Source organism: Emticicia sp. MM (genome assembly GCF_001649495.1).
Window position 1 is genome coordinate 13,125 of the sequence record NZ_LXHX01000111.1, and the last position, 20,729, is coordinate 33,853.

Annotated in this window: 21 protein-coding genes; 7 read left to right on the top strand and 14 right to left on the bottom strand. The window is 37.2% G+C overall.

The window, feature by feature from the left end:
• Position 1: 1 nt before the first annotated feature.
• The 4 genes from A6M55_RS14545 to A6M55_RS14560 form a co-directional block, all read right to left on the bottom strand.
• The gene (locus A6M55_RS14545) at positions 2 to 631 is read right to left on the bottom strand and encodes a LysE family translocator (RefSeq protein ID WP_015029267.1); all 630 of its coding nucleotides are present in this window, start codon (positions 629 to 631) and stop codon (positions 2 to 4) included.
• Positions 632 to 642: 11 nt separating this feature from the next.
• Positions 643 to 1,104 carry a hypothetical protein gene (locus A6M55_RS14550; RefSeq protein ID WP_015029268.1) on the bottom strand — a complete coding sequence of 154 codons (462 nt, stop codon included), beginning with the start codon at positions 1,102 to 1,104 and terminating at the stop codon, positions 643 to 645.
• Between the two features lie 9 nt (positions 1,105 to 1,113).
• A complete protein-coding gene (locus A6M55_RS14555; protein ID WP_015029269.1) occupies positions 1,114 to 1,404 on the bottom strand; it encodes a YciI family protein in 291 nt (96 codons plus the stop codon).
• 171 nt (positions 1,405 to 1,575) lie between these two features.
• Entirely contained in the window at positions 1,576 to 2,520 is a 945-nt protein-coding gene (locus tag A6M55_RS14560; protein ID WP_015029270.1) for a hypothetical protein, read from the bottom strand.
• A 320-nt stretch (positions 2,521 to 2,840) separates the two neighbouring features.
• Here A6M55_RS14560 and A6M55_RS14565 point away from each other — a divergent pair, with 320 nt between their 5' ends.
• Positions 2,841 to 4,025 carry an MFS transporter gene (locus tag A6M55_RS14565; RefSeq protein WP_064198296.1) on the top strand — a complete coding sequence of 395 codons (1,185 nt, stop codon included), beginning with the start codon at positions 2,841 to 2,843 and terminating at the stop codon, positions 4,023 to 4,025.
• A 2-nt stretch (positions 4,026 to 4,027) separates the two neighbouring features.
• Here the strand turns inward: A6M55_RS14565 and A6M55_RS14570 are convergent, their stop codons facing one another.
• Both A6M55_RS14570 and A6M55_RS14575 read right to left on the bottom strand, forming a co-directional pair.
• Positions 4,028 to 4,474, bottom strand: a complete 447-nt coding sequence (locus A6M55_RS14570; protein ID WP_082893041.1) for an NUDIX domain-containing protein — start codon at positions 4,472 to 4,474, stop codon at positions 4,028 to 4,030.
• Positions 4,475 to 4,634: 160 nt separating this feature from the next.
• Positions 4,635 to 8,336 carry a 3-coathanger stack domain-containing protein gene (locus tag A6M55_RS14575; protein WP_197491717.1) on the bottom strand — a complete coding sequence of 1,234 codons (3,702 nt, stop codon included), beginning with the start codon at positions 8,334 to 8,336 and terminating at the stop codon, positions 4,635 to 4,637.
• A gap of 366 nt (positions 8,337 to 8,702) precedes the next feature.
• On the opposite strand from A6M55_RS14575, the gene A6M55_RS14580 reads away from it, so the two are divergent.
• Positions 8,703 to 9,683 (top strand): pyruvate dehydrogenase complex E1 component subunit beta, encoded by a 981-nt coding sequence (locus tag A6M55_RS14580; RefSeq protein WP_015029274.1) that lies wholly within the window; start codon positions 8,703 to 8,705, stop codon positions 9,681 to 9,683.
• A gap of 50 nt (positions 9,684 to 9,733) precedes the next feature.
• Here A6M55_RS14580 and A6M55_RS14585 read toward each other — a convergent pair whose 3' ends face one another.
• On the bottom strand, positions 9,734 to 10,315 hold the full coding sequence (locus tag A6M55_RS14585) for a Crp/Fnr family transcriptional regulator (RefSeq protein WP_064198298.1): 582 nt from the start codon (positions 10,313 to 10,315) through the stop codon (positions 9,734 to 9,736).
• 169 nt (positions 10,316 to 10,484) lie between these two features.
• On the opposite strand from A6M55_RS14585, the gene mgrA reads away from it, so the two are divergent.
• Both mgrA and A6M55_RS14595 read left to right on the top strand, forming a co-directional pair.
• Complete coding sequence (gene mgrA / locus A6M55_RS14590) at positions 10,485 to 11,480, top strand: L-glyceraldehyde 3-phosphate reductase (RefSeq protein WP_064198299.1); 996 nt, start codon at positions 10,485 to 10,487, stop codon at positions 11,478 to 11,480.
• Between the two features lie 22 nt (positions 11,481 to 11,502).
• Positions 11,503 to 12,702 (top strand): PQQ-dependent sugar dehydrogenase, encoded by a 1,200-nt coding sequence (locus A6M55_RS14595; protein WP_064198300.1) that lies wholly within the window; start codon positions 11,503 to 11,505, stop codon positions 12,700 to 12,702.
• A 135-nt stretch (positions 12,703 to 12,837) separates the two neighbouring features.
• Here the strand turns inward: A6M55_RS14595 and A6M55_RS14600 are convergent, their stop codons facing one another.
• The 4 genes from A6M55_RS14600 to A6M55_RS14615 form a co-directional block, all read right to left on the bottom strand.
• Positions 12,838 to 13,947 carry a glycoside hydrolase family 18 protein gene (locus A6M55_RS14600; protein ID WP_064198301.1) on the bottom strand — a complete coding sequence of 370 codons (1,110 nt, stop codon included), beginning with the start codon at positions 13,945 to 13,947 and terminating at the stop codon, positions 12,838 to 12,840.
• 261 nt (positions 13,948 to 14,208) lie between these two features.
• The gene (locus A6M55_RS14605) at positions 14,209 to 15,282 is read right to left on the bottom strand and encodes a hypothetical protein (protein WP_064198302.1); all 1,074 of its coding nucleotides are present in this window, start codon (positions 15,280 to 15,282) and stop codon (positions 14,209 to 14,211) included.
• A 73-nt stretch (positions 15,283 to 15,355) separates the two neighbouring features.
• On the bottom strand, positions 15,356 to 16,153 hold the full coding sequence (locus A6M55_RS14610; protein WP_064198303.1) for a hypothetical protein: 798 nt from the start codon (positions 16,151 to 16,153) through the stop codon (positions 15,356 to 15,358).
• Positions 16,131 to 16,685, bottom strand: a complete 555-nt coding sequence (locus tag A6M55_RS14615) for an RNA polymerase sigma factor (RefSeq protein WP_015029281.1) — start codon at positions 16,683 to 16,685, stop codon at positions 16,131 to 16,133. Before A6M55_RS14615 ends, A6M55_RS14610 begins: the two co-directional genes overlap by 23 nt.
• Before the next feature lie 264 nt (positions 16,686 to 16,949).
• Between A6M55_RS14615 and A6M55_RS14620 the strand changes: the two genes are divergently transcribed.
• The gene (locus tag A6M55_RS14620) at positions 16,950 to 17,195 is read left to right on the top strand and encodes a type B 50S ribosomal protein L31 (protein ID WP_015029282.1); all 246 of its coding nucleotides are present in this window, start codon (positions 16,950 to 16,952) and stop codon (positions 17,193 to 17,195) included.
• An 82-nt stretch (positions 17,196 to 17,277) separates the two neighbouring features.
• Here A6M55_RS14620 and A6M55_RS14625 read toward each other — a convergent pair whose 3' ends face one another.
• Both A6M55_RS14625 and A6M55_RS14630 read right to left on the bottom strand, forming a co-directional pair.
• On the bottom strand, positions 17,278 to 18,159 hold the full coding sequence (locus tag A6M55_RS14625; protein ID WP_064198304.1) for a DMT family transporter: 882 nt from the start codon (positions 18,157 to 18,159) through the stop codon (positions 17,278 to 17,280).
• A gap of 126 nt (positions 18,160 to 18,285) precedes the next feature.
• The gene (locus tag A6M55_RS14630) at positions 18,286 to 19,008 is read right to left on the bottom strand and encodes a GNAT family N-acetyltransferase (protein ID WP_409012489.1); all 723 of its coding nucleotides are present in this window, start codon (positions 19,006 to 19,008) and stop codon (positions 18,286 to 18,288) included.
• A 348-nt stretch (positions 19,009 to 19,356) separates the two neighbouring features.
• Between A6M55_RS14630 and A6M55_RS14640 the strand changes: the two genes are divergently transcribed.
• Entirely contained in the window at positions 19,357 to 19,983 is a 627-nt protein-coding gene (locus tag A6M55_RS14640; protein ID WP_156511075.1) for a phosphatase PAP2 family protein, read from the top strand.
• An 82-nt stretch (positions 19,984 to 20,065) separates the two neighbouring features.
• Here A6M55_RS14640 and A6M55_RS17645 read toward each other — a convergent pair whose 3' ends face one another.
• Positions 20,066 to 20,191 carry a hypothetical protein gene (locus A6M55_RS17645; RefSeq protein WP_255364425.1) on the bottom strand — a complete coding sequence of 42 codons (126 nt, stop codon included), beginning with the start codon at positions 20,189 to 20,191 and terminating at the stop codon, positions 20,066 to 20,068.
• Here A6M55_RS17645 and A6M55_RS14645 point away from each other — a divergent pair.
• Positions 20,135 to 20,665, top strand: coding sequence for an RNA polymerase sigma factor (locus A6M55_RS14645; protein WP_229235545.1), 531 nt, complete (start codon positions 20,135 to 20,137; stop codon positions 20,663 to 20,665). The genes A6M55_RS17645 and A6M55_RS14645 overlap by 57 nt on opposite strands.
• Positions 20,666 to 20,729: the final 64 nt, after the last annotated feature.

Sequence of the window (20,729 nt, forward strand, 5' to 3'; positions counted from 1 at the left end):
ATTATTTTTTTAAGGCAATTTGTAGGCCCAAGCCTACCAGAACAGCCCCCGAAATTTTGTTTTGTATTTGCCAAAATCTTTGAAAGTTTTTCAATTTGGCAATCACCTTACTGAAAAGTATGGCAATGAGTATATTGACAACTGTTCCCGAAAAATTAAACCAAAGTCCTAAAAGTAGAATTTGTGTAGATACATTTTCGACTTGTGGATTGATAAATTGTGGTAAGAATGCCAAGAAAAATAATGAAACTTTGGGGTTTAAGACATTGGTAATTGTTCCTTGACGAAGAATTTTTAGATTGGTATTTTTATTATTGTCGCTTTGACTAAATACCATTGCCGTAGGTTTTTCCATGAAACTTTTGATTCCGATGTAAATCAAATATCCTGCACCTGCGTATCGAATAATATTAAACAAGACCTCCGATTGCTGAATAATTACCGAAAGCCCCGCCGCTGCTGCAAAAGTATGTACGAAACAACCCAATGCAATGCCTAAAGCTGCATAAACGCCTGCACGTGTGCCATAGCTGAGGCTGCGAGAAATGACAAAAATCATATCATTACCAGGGGTAATATTGAGCATTAGAGCAGCTAAGACAAACAAAATAAAATGTTGGAGGTCGAGCATGGTATTATTGTTTATTTCACTCTTACATATTTCTCAATATTCAACCTTTCGATTCCTGCTTTTTCTACCTTTTCAATTCCCTTCTGAATCAGTGTGTCATTCTTGATAGTTACAGTAAACTCAAATTTATTATTTTCCCATTCCTTTAACTTATAATATTCTAAATGCTCAGTGTAAGTACTATCTTTTAGGGTGTAACTTCCACCACCAGCATCAAAAGTAGCGGTTGAGTCGGTATTATTTGGGAGTGGGTGCTTCAAGAACGCAAAATGTGTTCCGTTGATAATTTTAATAAAAGATACGTTTTCGGTATAAGAAGTAATCGTTGTATCACCTTTTTCGATGATAGTACCTGTTAGAAGTTTCCACGTTCCTTCAATTGGAAGTTTTGATTCTTGGGTAGTGGTTTTACTTTGACAAGCATTTAATAATAAAATGCTTAAGCCTAAGAATAAGGTTGAATAGCGTTTCATCTTTTGTTTTTATATATCAGCTACTTTAAATGGCATCACTTCTACAAATTTCCAAACGCCCTGTTGGATATATGGCTCGTTGTCATACCATTCTTTCATTTTTTCATCGTTCTCAAATTGTACAATCATTACTGAGCCAATCATTTTCCCATCGTCATTGAGCATAGCTCCGCCAACAATAAAATTATTATTTGCCTTTAGTGCTTTTGCACCAGCAAGGTGTTCGGGGCGTGCTGCCATGCGGCGGTCTAATGCTTCTGTATCACGGCCATCTTGTGCTACTACTACGTATTGTTTCATAAGAGTTCATTTTTAGTTCTACTACAAAGAAAACGCTTTTAGTTGACGAATAAAAAAAGCGTTGCCAAAATTTTGGCAACGCTTTCTGAGCATTTAAACGTGTTACTAACCTTTTTCTATTGTTCTATGAAAAATTGAAAAATTCAACTGTTAAATCAGAGGAATACACTCTTACTTCTTTCCTTTACCACCTTTTCCTCTCGTTCTTTCTTTTTCTACAGTTACACCATTAGTTGTTTCTGTATATTTTAAATCACAAGTGCCATCACCATAATCAACTATTTTCTTCGTGCCATCTGCCGCTACAATTTCTTCGGTTCCACTTACAGGGAAGCCCTTAGCATCTGAGCAAGAGTTTTTAGTAATAAGTGCTTTAGTAATATTACTTGAGAATGTAGTTCCATCGCTTGAGCTACCATTGGTTGAGCCAGTTACTGAGTATTCATCATCGTTGCGGCTTAAAGTACCTTTATTATCTACTACTCTTGAACGTGTACTTGTATAAGTGATAGTTTTACCAGATTTTGAGTTCAAGATACTCATTTTAGCTAATTTTTCACTAGAAGTAGCCTTGCCATTAGCTAAAGTTGTTGTAATGGTATGTGTACCGTTTATAGTAAGCGAATCACGCTTTAAGTTATCATAAGTAACCGTACGAACTAATGTTCCTGAGAAAGTTGAATCTGGTTTGACTGGCATTGAGATAGTCATTTTACCACCCACAGGAGTTTCACCACATACCCCACCAGCTACCGCTGTAAAATCATATACAATTGTGATAACGTTATTTGTTACAGTCTTTGTAACTGTTGCACAATTGGCATCTTTCCCTTTCCACGGACGATTCCAACCCATTCCTAACATCGGAAAGAAACCGTTACCACCACCAGTAATATCAGCCGTTTCACGGAAATTTCTACCCCCAAATGGTAAGAATGTGGCGTCATCAACTAATTCATAAGCGGATTCAGATTGTTCGTTAGCCGTTTGATTGTCAATTACGGCATTGGCTAGTTGGTCGCTTGATGTGATTGTACTATTTGTTTTATCACAGGCGATTAAAGCCACTCCTAAAGCAATACTAAGAGCTGTAATCTTGAGAAGATTGGTTTTCATTTTGATTTGGTTAATTTAAGATAGTAATACATTGAAAATTTATTTTGTATATATCTTTCCATAAAAATTGTTGTGAAATCTAATTTGAAATTCAGAGCTCTGTTGTGTTAGACGTATATTTTGACTGTAAGCGTTGCGTAAGGTTTAAAAAAAATATGTTTTTTTTAGAAATGATAAAATAAATCATGAATGAGATTGATATAAAAATACCTTTATTGTTTGATAAATAGACCGTATTTTTGCGAAAAGATTCTTCAAAAAGGTCAGAATGCCTATTTATTTTTGAAAACTTGGTGGGGCTTTAAAGGCTTTTGATTTTTATGAAACAACAATCTGAAAGTATATTTTCGCTACAATTTTGGCTACTCTGCATTAGTTCGTTGGTTTTTTTTACAAGTTTTAATATGCTTGTGCCCGAACTTCCTGACTATCTGACGAGTTTGGGTGGTGCAGATTATAAAGGACTTATCATTAGTTTATTTACTGTCACAGCAGGGTTATCAAGGCCGTTTAGTGGGCGTCTTACTGACCGCATTGGTCGAGTACCTGTGATGGCTTTTGGTTCGTTGGTTTGCTTTGTTTGTGGATTTTTCTATCCCTTGGTTACGGCAGTTTACCCTTTTCTTTTTTTGCGTTTAGTGCATGGATTTTCAACAGGTTTTAAACCTACTGGAACGGCAGCCTACATTGCTGATATTGTACCAGCTCACCGTCGGGGCGAAGCCATGGGGATGCACGGCCTCATGGGAAGTCTAGGAATGGCATTTGGACCAGCCTTAGGAAGTTGGATTGCTGCTACATTTTCACTCAATATTTTGTTCTATACTTCATCAATGTTTGCTTTAATTTCGATAGCGATTCTTTATAATATGAAAGAAACGCTTCCTAAAGAACAGCAAGAGAAATTTACGCTTAATTCGCTTAAAATCACGAAGGCTGATGTTTTCGACTCAAGTGTTTTACCAGCCGCTGTGGTAATCTTTCTAACATATTTTAGCTATGGGGCTATCGTTACATTGGCTCCCGATTTGACCAAATTTGTGGGGCTGAAAAACAAAGGAATATTTTTTATGATATACACTTTATCGTCGTTGTTTATAAGAGTTGTGGCGGGGAAATTCTCCGACCGAAATGGTCGAGTTTCGGTACTTCGATGGGCTTGTATGGTTTTAATTATAGGCATGATGTTGCCTGCCATTGCAAATAATGTTTATACTTTTGTTGGTTCGGCTATACTTTTTGGCTTGGCTTTAGGTGTTATTTCGCCAATTACCCAAGCTTGGACGATAGATTTATGCGAAGAAGAAAATCGAGGACGTGCATTAGCAACGATGTATATTTCGCTCGAAGCAGGTATTGGTTTAGGGGCATTTTTATCAGCAATGATTTATCGAAATGATGCGAGTCGTTTCCCGATAGCGTTTGCAGCAATGGGTAGTTTTGCTATCATTGCCTTGATATACCTCTACACACCGAAAGTTCGACGGTTAAAAGCTAATCAATAATCTTAGAACCACTGTTGGTTGATTTTACCTACATATTTATTAGTTAATTGATTATTCAGGTATTCTATTATTTGTTGACTTAAATTTGGGTAAAGGTTTATTTGTTGAAGTTTATCAATATCTATCCATTGAACGCTTTGTGCTGAGGTTTCTTGCGGGTTTATGCTTGGAATACCATCAATGATTTGTCCCTCAAATAGTAAGTGAAGTGTATGTTTTTTTCGCTCTTCGAAATAAACTTCCCCTACTAAAACTAATTGACCAACTTTAATTTCAAGTCCTAATTCTTCTTTTAATTCACGAGCAAGTGCATCACTTAGGTGTTCGCCTAATTCTAAATTTCCCCCTGGTAAATTATACACATCTTGCCCACTATAGTTATACTGCATAGTAAGAAGTTGTTGATTTTCGATAATTAAAATTGCTGGTCGAATATTAATTGACTTCATGAATTAACAAGCTGAAAAATCTTTTTAAAATCTATAAAACATTCCCCAATATCAATAATAAAAAGCGTTATCAAAATACAAATGTTCAAATTTTTAGACACGCAGAAAAATTACTTCCTCAAATCTTACCTTGGGGCGTTCTTCTGGGCTTCTAACTTGCTTAATTTCCACAACCTTTTATTTCTGCTTTAAAAATAGAGTTATTTATCTCAAAGCCAGCGTTGAGCTCGATGGCTTTGCCTGCTTGATAGTTTGCATTCGTCGATGAGTTTATCTTGTTTGTAGCATTAATAATTCCCCCAACCTTTATCTGGGTACTGGTGTTGTTGATATCATTGGCTGGGCTACTTAGTGTAACTCGATATTTGTTTATACTAATCGAAGAGGTGCTTGCTATACTCTCCAAAGTCTGATTTGTAGAAACAATTCTAATCTTATAATCGGTTCCTTCTGTCAAACCAATGGGTAAGCTACAATTAATGCTTCCTATACTTGCACTACTACCAATAATCAATGGGTTATCGAATATACCATTTATATCGGATAATTGTGCCTCAAATTGATTAGAAGCATCGAAACTTCCTGTAGCATTAAAATTTAAACTAAAGTTCGAACCTGCACACAGGGTGGTGCTTGCTAATATCGGAGCACTGATGGTGGCTGAATTTTGTACAATTGTAAAATGTATTACTACGGGCCCGTATAGGATATTTCCAGTAGCATTATCTTGACTATATCCAGTGGCTGTAAGGGTATAGCTTCCTACTGGGAGTATCCTTCCAAGAACGTTTACACCAGTATTATTGAATAATGAATAGTAAAAAATATTTTCAACGGTTTGGTATGACTCGAAAGGAGGAGGACCTGTAAGTTGTAGTTTAAAACTTTCAATATTCGTAGCTTCGCATGAAGGTTTTACAAGAATAGACGTTTGTTCTTCAGATGCAGCAATCACTATATTATCCTTTAAAGGGAATTTGAAAGTAAATGGGTTACCAGCTTTTACATAATCAAAATTAACTTTAAAATTACAAGGAGTAATATTTAACGTTACTGCTTTTCTCACACTTGTCGGACATGGAATCGTACTTTGTGGGCATGCAGCTTCTACATAGTATGTATAATTTCCGGGTAAACTTACTTCGGGTATAAGTTCATTCCCTCTGGTTAATAGAAGGCCACCACTTGGAGAATCCCACCATGTAATTGTACTCGAAGAACCACTCGCATCTGTAAATACAGTTACGGAAAATGATTCTACACAAAGAGGGTCTAAAGTACCGTTATCGTTGGCCAGTAGTGTCCAAATTCCGTTAGGGTCTTTGCCGTTTAAATTTGAAAGCCGTTGAACTGGTTTAAAAGTTCCTGAGTTGGGTATTGTGCCAACTGTAATTCCTCCATCATCGAAAACGGTAGTCACAAGTCCACTTGAAGTTCGACCAACTGCGTAAGTGTCAGGGTTTAATAAACTTATAATAGTATTGTCAGGCCCTTTGATTTTAAATGAGACTTCATTGTTGTAGGGGTAACTCGCTCCACCTGTTGTTCCACAATCATTGATTGTGCCGCCATTACGCTTTTGCCAAGTAATAGAGATGCGTACATACTTAATTTTTCCGTTAATTCCATTGATGGAAGCAGTGGGGTCGGGGCCACTCTTTCTATTACCATCATAGCCAATACTTGGGCCTGCGTAAGTGGCTGTTTGTTCGGTAGGACAAAAAGCGGTAGCCTGTAAGCCATTTCCGTTTGTGAGTAGTGTACCCACTTCAATCGTTCGATTAATTGTGATGGGAGGGGCAACTGCAAAAAGTGCAGTTATATCAATATTTCGAGAAGGCAAGGTACAATCTAAATTAGTAATATTTACAGAATATTGCCCCGTACTTTTAACGACTAATTGTGCTTGATTTGCTCCTGAAATATCAATACCATTCTTTTGCCATTGAAAAATATAACCATTAGCCATATTTGCATTAAGAATCACTGAATCTCCTTCACAGAAAGTTGTGGAACGTGTGATTGTAATACTTGTTGATGGACAATTAGGGTTTAGTGTTGAAAGAACTGCCTCATCTGCTTTGATTAAGCCTGCTCCAGTTGCATAGTCGAAGCCAGTATCAAAATCAGAAGTGTTGGGGTCGTCCATATCTACGCATGATTTAATGAGGTATTGTCTAATGGTAGTTGATGTAAGCGAGGGGTTTCCTTGAAGCATCAATCCCGCAACTGCTGCTGCATGAGGTGCCGCTGCTGAAGTTCCTGCAAAATTCGGAAAGCCATCGCCCTCGTAATCGTATCCAGGAATAAAAAACGAAGTATTAGCTCTATCGGGTGCAACAATTTCTGGTTTTCGACGGTCGACTGGACTTGCCAATCTATTTCCAGAAGCATTAAATAAAACGGATGTTCCTCCTCTAGACGAGAAATATTCTATTTGTGGAGGATTAACCCCAAAGGCAGGGGTTTTATCATAACTAGCGGCTCCAACAGCAATGGCTCCTTCGGCATTTGCGTGTCCAGTAGTAGTACCCGATTTTATGCCCTCAATGGTTGATGGGGTGGCATCCCAAGACAAGCGAGCATAGTCGATAAATTTAATTCTAGTAGGAGCAGGACCAGCATATTTTGTGATTAATATATAAAAAGTGCCAGTTCTACTAAACTCAAAGATTTCAAAAGGGTCGGCCCCGATGTTGTTATCAAAGGAAGCAGCTTCAACTGTATAGGTGATATTATCAGTAGTTGAAAGAACAAAAATATCCAAATCAGAAGCCGAACCCGCCGAGCCATTACCTGCTGATAAATAAGGTTCATCCCATTGAAAGGCTGTTAGTAATCCTCTACTACCGACAGTTATCGGTAAAAAGTACACTGGATTTTCTGCTGAACCAAAATTGTGAGCAATGGCATCATCATTGAAAGGATGATAAGTTGAGGCCTTGAAAGGGGCTTCATAGGATAAATTCGACTGATTACCTGCTGAAGAAAAATAAGTAGCACCTTTCACATTTACAGCATAGTCAACGGCTTGGGCTATAATTCCATCTTGGAAATAGGGTTCATCGAAGTAAATTACGTCATCAACTATTACTTTACAGCCTGCGTCAGCTAGAGCTCTAATTCCATTCGCAAAATCGGTTTCCGACTGAAATGCCGTGTAAAAATATAATTCTGCGGCAGGAGCAATATCATGAATAATTTCGAGCATAGCTCTGCCTTCATCACTTCCTGAATTATCATTCAAATCATTTAAAACTGTTACGGGCGTTGTATAACCAAGTGGATTGCCAGTACCGGGCAATTCACCACTATTTACACCATTGGCTGCCCCACCCAAATTATTATAACTATCTGATAAAACGCCAATTTTTACACCTGTGCCATTTAAACCAGTTAGCTGGCGGGCAATATCTGAGCGTTGTGCCGCATCACCTTGCGTACGAACGGGGGGATTAATTGAGGCAGCATTATGAATGGGTTTTAGTACAGGCTGAATCCAACTAATGGCTGTATTTTTCGAAATATCATTAATTTTACTTACTTCTAACCAACAAGTGATTCTATTATTGAAACTTGATACCAACTCCGCACCATTATTGATGAGTGTCTTTTTTAGACTATTATCATTAGAAATAATATCTACTAATATTTTCTTTTCCGTTTCTCCTTTGAACGAAAACAAGTTATAATTCGCTATATTTCTTGGTGTGGCACCAGCGGGCATATTGGCAATAGTAGATAAGCCTAATTTAAGTTTGGGGTCTTTAGGTGAATTAATCTTATTGATAATTTGAGCATTCGTTTTTGAAAAACTCAAACAAATAAACATTATAAAAATCGAATATATATTTTTGTTCATAGTATAGAGATTCATAAGTCTTTAAAAAACTAAAGAGATATGAATGGGTTAATTAAAAATTGTTATCATTTGTTTGTCAAAACTATTTATAAGCAAAAATTGGACTAATTTATCAGGTATTAGTAACATTATTTCTTTTTTGTAGGTTTAATTCCAAAATTTATTTCTGGATGGTAGATTCACTATGAGATATAAATGTTTGAAAAAATTATTTTAAATACTTGATTTTAAGTGTTTTATCCTTTTAAAAAGATGTATTGAGTAAGATAAATTCACGAAACATCAATTCTTAAATCGAATTGTTTTGAGTTTCGGGGCGTATGTACTAATTTTACGCTCGCAAAATGCAAAATTCTAAGCGAAAAAATGAGAGAAATACAATTTAGAGAAGCCCTCCGTGAAGCCCTATCAGAAGAAATGCGTCGTGATGAGAACGTATTTTTGATGGGCGAGGAAGTAGCCGAATACAACGGTGCCTATAAAGTAAGTCAGGGAATGTTAGATGAATTCGGTGCAAAACGAGTAATCGATACCCCAATTGCTGAATTAGGCTTTGCAGGAATCGGTGTTGGAGCAGCCGTAAACGGTTTGCGTCCAGTTGTCGAGTTCATGACATTTAACTTTTCATTGGTTGCTATCGACCAAGTTATTAACTCTGCTGCCAAATTTATGGCAATGTCGGCAGGTCAATATTCTTGTCCGATTGTATTTCGTGGCCCAACCGGAAACGCTGGTCAGTTAGGTGCTCAACACTCACAAAACTTCGAAAACTGGTTTGCTAATACACCAGGCTTAAAAGTAGTAGTACCAAGCAACCCTTATGATGCCAAAGGCTTATTGAAAGCCTCAATTCGTGACAATGACCCGACTATCTTCATGGAATCGGAGCAAATGTATGGCGATAAAGGCGAAGTGCCAGAAGGCGAATATATTCTTCCACTTGGTAAAGCCAATGTAGTAAAAGAAGGCTCTGATGTAACAATCGTTTCATTCGGAAAAATGATTCCAAGAGTTGTTCTTCCTGCTATTGCTGAGTTAGAGAAAGATGGTATCAAAGTAGAATTAATCGACTTACGCACAGTTCGTCCGATTGATTATGCAACTGTTATCAATTCAGTAAAGAAAACAAACCGTTGTGTGGTAGTTGAAGAAGCTTGGCCTTTGGCCGCGATTTCATCAGAAATTACTTATCATTTACAACGTTATGCGTTTGATTATTTAGATGCACCAGTGATTCGTGTAAATAACATGGATATTCCACTTCACTATGCTCCAACGCTTATCGAGGCAACATTACCAAACGTGAAACGTACGGTAGATGCCGTGAAAAAAGTAATGTATAAATAATTTATATATTGATATTGAAAAGGCATTGTTCGATTATCGAGCAATGCCTTTTATTTTACCTTCAGCTGACGGTTTCGTAGTCTACTCAAAAACTCTGGTGTTATACCCAAATAAGAAGCAATATAATGCTGTGGTACTCGTTGCGAAAGCGATGGATAACGTTTCGTGAATTCTTCCAATTTATCCATGGCAGTATAAGAAACAGTTCGAAATAAACGTTTTTGCAGTACACTTAAATGCCGTTGAATCATTAGGCGAAACATGCGTTCTAATTTCGGTACGCGTGCCAATAATTCATCCTTCGATTCTCTCGAAAGCACTAATAATTGACAGTCTTCCAAGGTTTCAATATACATCGTACTGGGAAGCTGATTCTCAAAACTGGTAATATCGCTTACCCACCAATCTTCTACCGCAAATTCGAGTGTAAGTTCTTGCCCACGATGGTCGATAAAGTATTCTCTGATACAACCTTTGAGTACGTAAGCTTCAAAATTACAAATATCGCCTGCATTCAGTAGCAGAATTTTTTTTGGTATTTCCCGAAATTTCATGCACGATTCTACCACCGATAATTCTTCTGAACTAAGGCTTACAAACTTTGAAATATAGTTTATGATGCTTTCGTGCATATTTGTAAGGAAATTGACTTAAGGCTAAAATTTAAATTTGTAAAACTTTTCTTGTCCCAGTTCAATGCTTTTTCTGAAAAGAACCACCAACTTTGCAAATCAATTACAAATCTATGTTGGTATTTTGATTTTAGAAAACGTTTAATTTACACAAAACCTATAAATTACTATGAATTATACAGCATCGCCGCAACGATACCAAGAAATGGAGTATCGACGTTGTGGAAAAAGTGGTTTAAAATTACCTGCTCTTTCATTGGGCCTTTGGCATAATTTCGGTGGAATTGACAATTTCGAAAATGCTAGAAATATCCTCAAGTTGGCATTTGATAAAGGTGTTACACACATCGACTTAGCTAATAACTATGGTCCACCCGCGGGTTCGGCTGAAGAAACCTTCGGTCAAGTATTAAAAAAAGACCTTAAACCTTATCGTGATGAATTAGTTATTACAACTAAGGCAGGTTTTTATATGTGGGAAGGGCCATACGGTGAATGGGGTTCGAAGAAATATTTAGTTTCGAGTTTAGACCAAAGCCTAAAGCGTATGGGTTTAGATTATGTAGATATTTTTTATCACCACCGCCCAGACCCAGAAACACCTTTAGAGGAAACAATGGCTGTCTTAGACCTAATCGTGCGTCAAGGAAAAGCACTTTATGTGGGTATTTCAAATTATAGTGCAACTGATACCGAAAAGGCAATAAAGATTTTAAACGATTTGGGTACGCCATGCCTCATTCATCAAGCGAAATATTCAATGTTTGACCGTTGGGTTGAAGGTGGGCTATTAGATGTTTTAGAAACAAATGGTACTGGTTGCGTTGCCTTTTCACCATTGGCTCAAGGCTTATTATCGAACAAATATATCAAAGGTATTCCTGCCGATTCTAGAGCAGCATCGGGCCGAGGAAATGGAGCTTTGGAGCAAAATCGCATCACGGAAGAAAACGTAAATAAAGTAATTAAACTCAACGATTTAGCCGCTCAACGTGGTCAAAATTTGGCACAAATGGCTTTATCATGGATATTAAAAGACCCTCGTATTACTTCAGTAATTTTGGGTGTAAGTAAACCTGAACAACTTACTGACTCACTTGAATGTCTAAAAAATACTTCGTTTAGCGAATCAGAGTTACATGAAATAAATAGTATTTTGGCTTAAATTTTTATAAACCTTTAGTAAAATGCAAAAGAATATCATTTTATCGTTGGCTTTTAGTGCTGTAGCTTATGCATCGTGTGCACAAAATGCCAATAATTCGGTAGAAACAAAAGCTCCTAATTCAGATTATAAACCTGCGTTTGCTGGACAAACCAGAATAGGTGCTGTAAAAACCACCACACCTTACGCAGCAAAAGTTTTGACAGAATCGCTTACCTCTCCGTGGGGTGTGAAAAGTTTGCCAGATGGCCGATTGATTATTACTGAGAAAAGCGGAGTCATGAGAATTGCTAAAGTTACTGGCGAATTAAGTCCTGCAATTACTGGTATTCCTGCCGTAAATTCTGATGGTCAAGGTGGGCTTTTAGGACTTGCTTTAGACCCAGAATTTGAAAAAAATCGTATGATTTATTGGGCATTTTCTGAAAATGTTGAGGGTGGTACACTCACTTCATTAGCAAAGGGTAAGCTTTCGAAAGATGAAACTAAAATCGAAGGTGCTACGGTGATTTATCGTGCTACACCTGCTCACAAAGGTACACTTCACTATGGTGGAAGAGTAGTTTTTGATAAAAAAGGTAATATTTTCTTGAGTACAGGTGAGCGTTCTGACCTGGTTACACGCCCGCAAGCTCAACAACTTAATTCGGGCTTAGGAAAAGTTATTCACATTACAAAAGAAGGAAAGCCAGTGGCTGGAAATCCGTTTGAAGGCAAAGAAGGAGCAAGACCTGAACTTTATTCTTACGGACACCGTAATGTACAAGGTTTAGCTTTCCACCCTGTAACTGGCGAATTATTTTCGAATGAATTTGGCCCAAGAGGTGGCGATGAGTTAAACCATGTGGAAGCTGGTAAAAACTACGGTTGGCCAACAATTACTTATGGTATTGAGTATAGCGGTAAGAAAATTGGTAATCCAACCATTCAACAAAAAGAAGGTATGGAACAACCCGTTTATTACTGGGATCCATCGGTATCTCCGAGTGGTATGACTTTCTACAGCGGAAACATGATTCCTGAATGGAAAAACAACTTATTTATTGGTTGTTTGAGTGGAATGCACATTGCTCGCTTAGTTATTGAAAATAATAAAGTGGTTGGTGAAGAAAGATTACTTACAGAAGAATATCAACGTTTCCGTGATGTAACACAAGGGAAAGATGGAGCTTTGTATGCTGTAACAGACCAAGGTCGCCTTTACAGAATCGCTAAGAAATAAGAGTAAAAATGATTAGTGGATGATAGCCCACAGATTATGAATAAAAAAGTGTCTCGACCTTCGACAGGTACCGAGGCACTTTTTTTATGTCAAATGGTTATGGTAAACAACCAATCGTCATTCGTAATTTTGAATCTATTTCCCTTTGAGTGTTTTATCAATCACTTCGAGTAGGCCGTTTTGTGGTTTATCTTCTCTTAATTGCCAAAACATAATGCCATTAAGCTTATTCTTGATTACGTACTCGGTTTTGAGCTTCATTGATTCAGGGTCATCGTAAGAGAAAAATAGCTTTTCTTCTTCCGAAAACAGATAAGGAGCTTGAGCTGTTGAATCCCAGAATTTTTTGTAGGTTTTGTGTTCGGCTAAATATTTCTCTAGGCTATTATACGAAACCCCTCGTTCGAATTTACAAGGTTGGTAAAGTCCGTTATTTTCGGTGGCACTTAGCTTAAAAACTCGACCATACATGGCTGCTCCAATGGCAATTTTATCAGCAGGAACACCCTTCGCAAGGAGCATTTTTACACCATTATCAATAGATTCTTTTAATTGAGGCGTAGAATACAGGCCTGTGTGATGACCACTTACTTCGCTGTATCCATGTACTAAATCATAGCTCATCAGATTAATTCGGTCGAGTAGGGGAGTTACTTTCTCCCATTCAACAGATTCTTCTATGTATTTGGTAAATCCACCTGCTGCAAAGCTAAGTTCATATTTATTGCCAAAAGTGGTTCGAAGAATTTTCACTAAATCGGTGAAATTTTGCTTGTCTTCAGGCATAAATGGGTGTCCCGGAGGCCCTGCAATGGCAGGATATTCCCAATCTAAATCAAGGCCATCGGTATTAAACGAGACCAAGAGTTTTTTTACAGAAGCTGCAAACTCTTCTCTACCTTTTAGAGTAGCAAAAACTCCCGAGCAAGTGTAGCAACCTTCCCAGCCTCCTAAAGATAAAATAACTTTTAGTTTTGGATTTGTTTTTTTTAGTTCAACCAAACGTTTAATTGTTAGACTATCTTTGGCATTATCAATCCTCAATTCATTACCTTTAAGGTGCAAAAATGAGAAAATAATGTGCGTAAGTTTATCAACTGGGTATTGGTTGATGTCGGTACTATTACCTGCGTAATAGCCAATTACGGCAATTTCTTTTTGTTTTTTAGGTTGGGCGAATGTGTGGAACACCAAAATAATGCAACAAAAACAAGTAAGTACGAGGGCTTTAGTGTGTATTTTCATGAAGATTGCTTAGAAAAATTTAAAATGGATTTTTTTTTAAAAGATTTTTCAAAGATACTATTGAAATTTCTTTTTCTTCTTCCAAATCTCAAGCCAACAGCCATAATATTCTGAGTGTTCGAACTTCATTCTAATTTCTTTCCATTATTTCCGAGTCATCTACGTGCTTTTGGGAGACTCTGAGGGAATGAAAATTTGATAAAATGTGCCGTTAGGCACTAAATATTGGTAGAAATCTTAATATGGATGTTTCGTCTGTTTTCACCTCCCAAATCGCAGCCCGATGGTTGTGATATTTTGGGTTGCAGAAGAGCGGTCGAAACTATTGATAAAAACGCTCTTCACATCGGCTTCCATGAATACATTTACAATGCCATACCCGACGTTTAGAATGATTCCGTAGCGGTAAGGATTTTCTTTATTTTTAATACTAATTTTGGTTTCTTGCCTGTTGAGTGATTTTATTTCTTTGTAGTTCCTACTTCCTTGCAATAACATACCGATATATGCTCCAATGCCAAAATGAAATGTCTTTTCGTTGTTTTGACCATAAAAATTAATGGTTGGGACAATCTTAAAATCGGTATATAATAAGGTCTGATTTGCTGTGTAAGGAGCAAAACCAGCTTGTTCGAGTTGGGGATTATTAATACTTGAACCCGATTTTAGATTTTCTACGGTATAATAATTATCTCCACTCTTGGCTGGACGATAGACAGCTACTGTATCGTATTTGGTATTATCAAGACTATTAAGGCGAAGTAAATAAGAGTTTCGTTTGGTACTCATGCTATGTAAGCGATACCAACTAACATCAAACCCATAGCGTAAAACAATTTCTTTATGTCCTGTTCGTGTAAAGCTTTCTTGACGCATCAAAGCAATACTAATGCTGGGTGATGTGAGAAAATTCTGACGAAAGAGCTGTTCCGTCATTTTAAAAGGGTTATAGGTAATAGTGTTGACTGTCAGATAATTAGCAGAATTTAAACCTACAGAAAAATTCAAATAAGTATTACGCTTGAGGCGTTGCCAAGAGGTCATGGCTTCAAGTTGGCGTTGCAGGGATGTTTCTTTAGTATAGCTATTGCCTTCATAATCTTGTCGGAAACTTCTACGCACATTACTGGGCATTTCGTCTAAATCTTGGTTCATCTGCACCACAATTCTATTGAGGTCATATTTCTCCAAAGCTCTTAAGTCATCTTTTGTTTCTCCCCAAAGCACAATTCGTTTGCGTTTTCCAATATTCACCACAATTGAGTCAACATCGGTACTTTCTGCGTATGAAAGTTGTGCAATAAGCAGTAGTATTAAAACAAAAAATTTATTCATCGAGCAGTGGGAGAGATGATTGAGAGAAGAGTTTAGTAAGTCTTTTGAAGAGCGAACACGCCGTTCGCCCCTTTTATCGTCCAGTTGTATCAACGGCCATCGTTTCGTTTTTAAGACTTTCTTTTACGAAAGCCCAAACTTTATTTGGTCGACCGCCAACTGAAGGTAATTCTTCGTCTATTTCTGTTGATTTTTTATTGATTTTTCTTGTGAAACGAGTCAATAATCCACCCCTTTTCTCTCGTCTTTGATTTTGGTTGTACTCTTCCTCATCATCAGGAATTTCGAGAATGGCTACTCTTTCACGCTTCGGTGGAGCAGCTCTACGCTCAGCAAAACTTTGAAAAGGAATAAACCTAAAACCTTGTTCTGAAGTGGTAGTTTCAACCTTTGGCATTTCTGTTGTTGCTCCTGTTGGCTCAATAGCAGCAACTTCATTCTTTACTTCTTCAGGTCTTATTGATTCGGTTACCACCATTATTTCATCTGTCGTTGTCAGGTTGTTTAATTGGCTTGTTTGCTTTTGAATACTTCTCTGAACGGCATGAGAAATTTCAAGATTATTTTTAGTTAAAAACTGTGTAGATTTAGTAGTTTGCGTAACATTAGGTTGTGTCGATAAAATAGTATCATTACTAGCCTGATTAACAGGTTTTTCGGTATTCGTATAAAAATAGATGCCCATTCCGCCCAACAATACAATGCTGGCTGCGGCTGCTTTCCACCACATAAAAGGCTGTTTTCTTTTGCTTTGTTTTTGCTCAATGCGTTGCCACACGTCATGCCTATCCCATGCAGGAAACGCCGCTTCCTCCAAATCAGCTTCGCTGACTTTTTGTTGGATATTCCTATAAAATTCTTCTGCTTGCATGATTTTCGCTCCTTAATAAAATCTTTTTTTGTAATAATTTTCGGGCGTGATTTAGCTGTGATTTAGATGTTCCTTCATTGATGCCGAGTTGTTCGGCAATTTCTTTGTGTGAAAATCCTTCAATAGCAAAAAGGTTGAATATGGTTCGGTAGCCATCTGGTAGTTCGGCAATTAATTGATAAATTTCATCACTTGAAATATTATCTAAAACATTATCGTCAACTCCAATTTCAATTGCTTCACTTTCGGGCATTAGTTGAAAACTCGCTTGCTTCCGTAAAAGCATGAGAGCTTCGTTAACAACAATCTTTTTCATCCAAGCCTCAAATGAGCGTAAATTATCAAAACGCAAATTATGGGCACCTTCGAAAATCTTTAAAAATGCATCTACTACTAAATCTTCGGCCGTCATGCGGTCTCGTACATAACGGTAAGCAACTCTATACAAAAAGCTGCCATATTGCTCAAAAACTTTTTTCTGAGCAGCAGGGTCTTTGCTTCGTAAGCTTTCTATGGTAGAGTTTGCAATCAAGCGTTTAGTAACAGAGGTTTCTATGATGTAAATGCAAAATGTCTGCGGAAAGTTGTATGAGAATAGAATATTTTTTTCGAACCTAAAACCTTGATTATAAATATTTGATGTTTTTTCGGAAAAGAAATGGCGAAATGGTTTAAAAAACTAAAAATATCTGAAAAAAAACGCTAAAAATTTGTATAGCTTTTGCTTTTTTCAGATTGAATTTCTAATTTTGCAGTCCGTTTTAGAAAAGTAATAGAAATTTCAATAAATAAGGTAATGAAAAAAGATATTCATCCAAATTATAGACCAGTTGTTTTCTGGGATTTGTCAACTAACTTCAAGTTTATCACGAAATCGTGTGCAAATACGAAAGAAACAATCGTTTGGGAAGATGGCAACGAATACCCAGTTTACAAAGTAGAGGTTAGTTCTGACTCACATCCATTCTACACTGGCAAAAACGTATTGCTCGATACTACAGGACGTGTTGATAAATTCAACAAACGTTACGGTAAAAAATAATATTTTTGCGGTTATTATCAATGAAGCCTTTCTGAGAAATCGGAAAGGCTTTTTGGTTTTGAGTATATGCGAAGTATTTTGACTATTTCTTCTTTAAAAATGGGTGTAATACCACCGAGAGTAGAATCAGTATCCCACCAATGTAAAACCCTGAGGTCATCTTTTCGCTTTCGCCGAAGATAAAGTAGGCCATAATGATTCCGTAGATAGGCTCCATATTAATGGCTAAATTGAGGGTAAAGGCTGAGATTTTCTTCAGCAAGTGCATCATTTCGTTGTAAGGATAAACCGTACAAACCAAACCTAAAATACCAATCCAAAGCCAGTCATAATTAGTCGGAATAAGTTGAAAATGCTCATTGGGTAAAGCAAAAATAATGATTGGTATATAAATCCACATTGCCCCAAATGCTCCCACCATTTCGTAGAAAGTAACTGTTTGAGCATCATATTTTTGAGCAAATTGCCCATTTATGACCGAAAATACGGTAGAGAGTAAAGCTCCAACCAAGCCAATTAGAATGCCCACAATGTATTTCCCTTCAAAAGTAAATACAAAATACATGCCCATCACTACTAAAACTCCTAATATAACTTCTACCCAGCTAATTTTGGTTTTACGCACAAAAGGCTCAATGATACTCGTAAAAAACGAAGTTGTTGAAAAAGTAACTAAACTCACCGCTACTGTCGAAGCACGTGCCGAACCAAAGAAGCAAATCCAGTGAAACGACATGATTGCCCCCACACCAAGCAAAGGCCAAGCTTGAGCAAGTGAAATTTTTAGGCTTTTTTTCTGAAATTGAGCAACTGCCCACATTCCTGTGGCCGCTAAAAAGGTGCGAAAAAATACAACACCCAAAGTAGAAACTTCGGTTAGGCGACCCAAAATGGCTGTAAAACCTAATATAACAACAATGAGGTGGAGTTTTAGGTAGTCTTTAGGTAAGGGTTTGGTATTCATGAAGTGGTTTTTTCTGCAAATATAGTACGATTACGCGATATAAAATGCTTTAAAACAAAACGTGCTACACTTCAAAGTGTAGCACGTTTTATGATTTTTATTCCATCCTGCCCTTGATTGTATTAATTACGCCATCAATTCCACTTCCTCTAATTTTTTTTTTCGACGTTCTTCGCGTCGTAATAATATTCTTTGCTTGAATCTCATCCAACGCTCATATAATGGTGATTCTGTTAAGAAATCCCAATCGTCTTCTTTCTTACCAGCTTCTTCTTTCTTCTTTGCTTCAACGGGGTCAAACAACATTCCTGTACATAAGCAGTGCTTACGATTGGTACGCGATAAAACATCATAGTTTACACAACTCGAGCAACCTTTCCAGAAGGCATCATCGGCAGGGAGCTCGCTGAAAGTAGTTGGTTCATAGCCTAAATCTGAATTGATTTTCATTACGGCCAAACTGGTTGTTAAACCGATGATTTTTGCATCAGGATATTTCTTGCGTGAGAGCTCAAATGCTTTTTGCTTAATGCGAGTAGCTATCCCACTCTTGCGGTGTTCTGGATGCACAATTAGACCTGAGTTTGCTACAAATTTACCATGGTCCCAAGTTTCGATATAACAAAAACCAACCCATTCGCCTTTATCAGTGAGGGCGATGATGGCTTTACCTTCACGCATCTTCTCGATTAGATAATCGGGCGAACGTTTGGCAATACCAGTACCACGAGCTTTGGCACTCTCGGCCATTTCATCACAAATGGTTTGTGCTAAATGAAAGTGGCTTTCGTTTGCAACTTGAACAATATATGTAACTTCGGAAGTGATTGCTGAATTATTCATCGTCATTTATTGGGCTTTCCCTCAAACGGAGACGCTGTATCCTAAAATGTTTAAATTGAAAAAATAAGAAAACTTTGCTGAAGCCAGAAGGCAAAAAAATTACTGCCTGATATTAATATATCGGAATCGTCGAACAGGCGTTATGGGGAGACGAATATGCATTTTCTTAAAATAGGATGCAAAGATGTTAGGTTTCAGATTAATATCCAATAGTTTAGACCTAATATTTTTGTTTGCAAGAAAATAACGAAGATGTTTGGGTTTTAGTTCGGTTAATTTTAAAAACTTTTACGATGAACTTCGTTTTGTGCACCGCTTGTATTTTAATAACTTTGGCAAAAAATAGATTACCCATTGAATACTCGTTTAGCAAATTTTTTATCAATGTTGTTGCATCCATTGTTGATGCCAACATTCTTATTTCTGATACTTCTTTTCTTATCGCCTGCACCATTGGGAGCTGAGCCGCTTGAGCCTTTAATGAAATTGGCTGTAGTTGGTTTTGTATTTATTTATACTTTTCTTTTACCTGCTTATTTTGTTTACTTACTCAAAAGATGGGGTATAATTGGTAGCCTAAAACTTGAAAACCTAAAAGACCGCCGAATTCCATATTTTGTAACGGCCATTATCTATACGGCTTTAGGTTATTTTTTATATTCAAAAAACTCCATGCTGTATCCTTGCGGCTTTGTATTATGGAGCATTGCTGCCGTAATACTTTGTGTAGGAATTATTAGCCTATGGTGGCAAATTTCGGCACACGCTGCTGGCGTTGGAGGAATGTTGGGGGCCTTAGCAGGTATTTTAGTACAATTTGGCGAGCATAATTTATTTATGCCAATGCTTTTTCTTACGATTTTAGGGGGCTATGTTATTTCGGCACGATTAGCCCTTAATGCACACACACCTGCACAAGTAGTGGCTGGTTTCTTCTTAGGTTTGGGTTTAAGTTTATCGGCTATTCAGTTTTTATTTTGATATAATTTGTTGATAATTAATGATTTGTAAACAATTTTTAAAATTGTTTTGCGTTTCATGCAACATTTTATTTTTCAGATTGTCATTTAGTCGAATCTTTAAACACTAAACTTTTCTGACAAACACTATTTTCATCAATAAGCATTACGACTTGGTCGAGCGATGCAAGCGTGGCGAAAGTAAGGCTCAATACGAATTGTATAAGCATTACTCAAAGGCTATGTTTAGTATTTGTATGCGGATACTGAACCATGTAGGCGAGGCTGAAGATGTCTTGCAGGAGTCGTTTATTGATGCCTTTGCCAAAATTGGAGATTTTCGACAGGAATCTACTTTTGGCATTTGGTTGAAGCAAATTGTGGTCAATAAAGCTATTAACCAGCTTAGAGCCAGAAAAGTGCAGTTTGTTGATATTGAAGAGTTTGGTGGAGATGAATATGACATAGCCGATGCTCAGACGGGTTATGTTGATGAAGAAGATACAAAATTTGAGGTTGAGCGAATCAAGCGAAGCATGGAGCATTTACCCGAAGGTTTTAGAGTAGTGTTATCATTATATTTGTTTGAAGGCTACGACCACGAAGAGATTGGTAAAATTTTAGGCATTACCGAATCTACTTCTCGCACACAATACATGCGGGCAAAGAAGCGGTTATTGGATTTCATGAGTGCCAATTTCTGAAAAAATAAAAACTTATACATGAACATTTTATGTATAGGTGATTAACTAATATTTTAAATCAAAG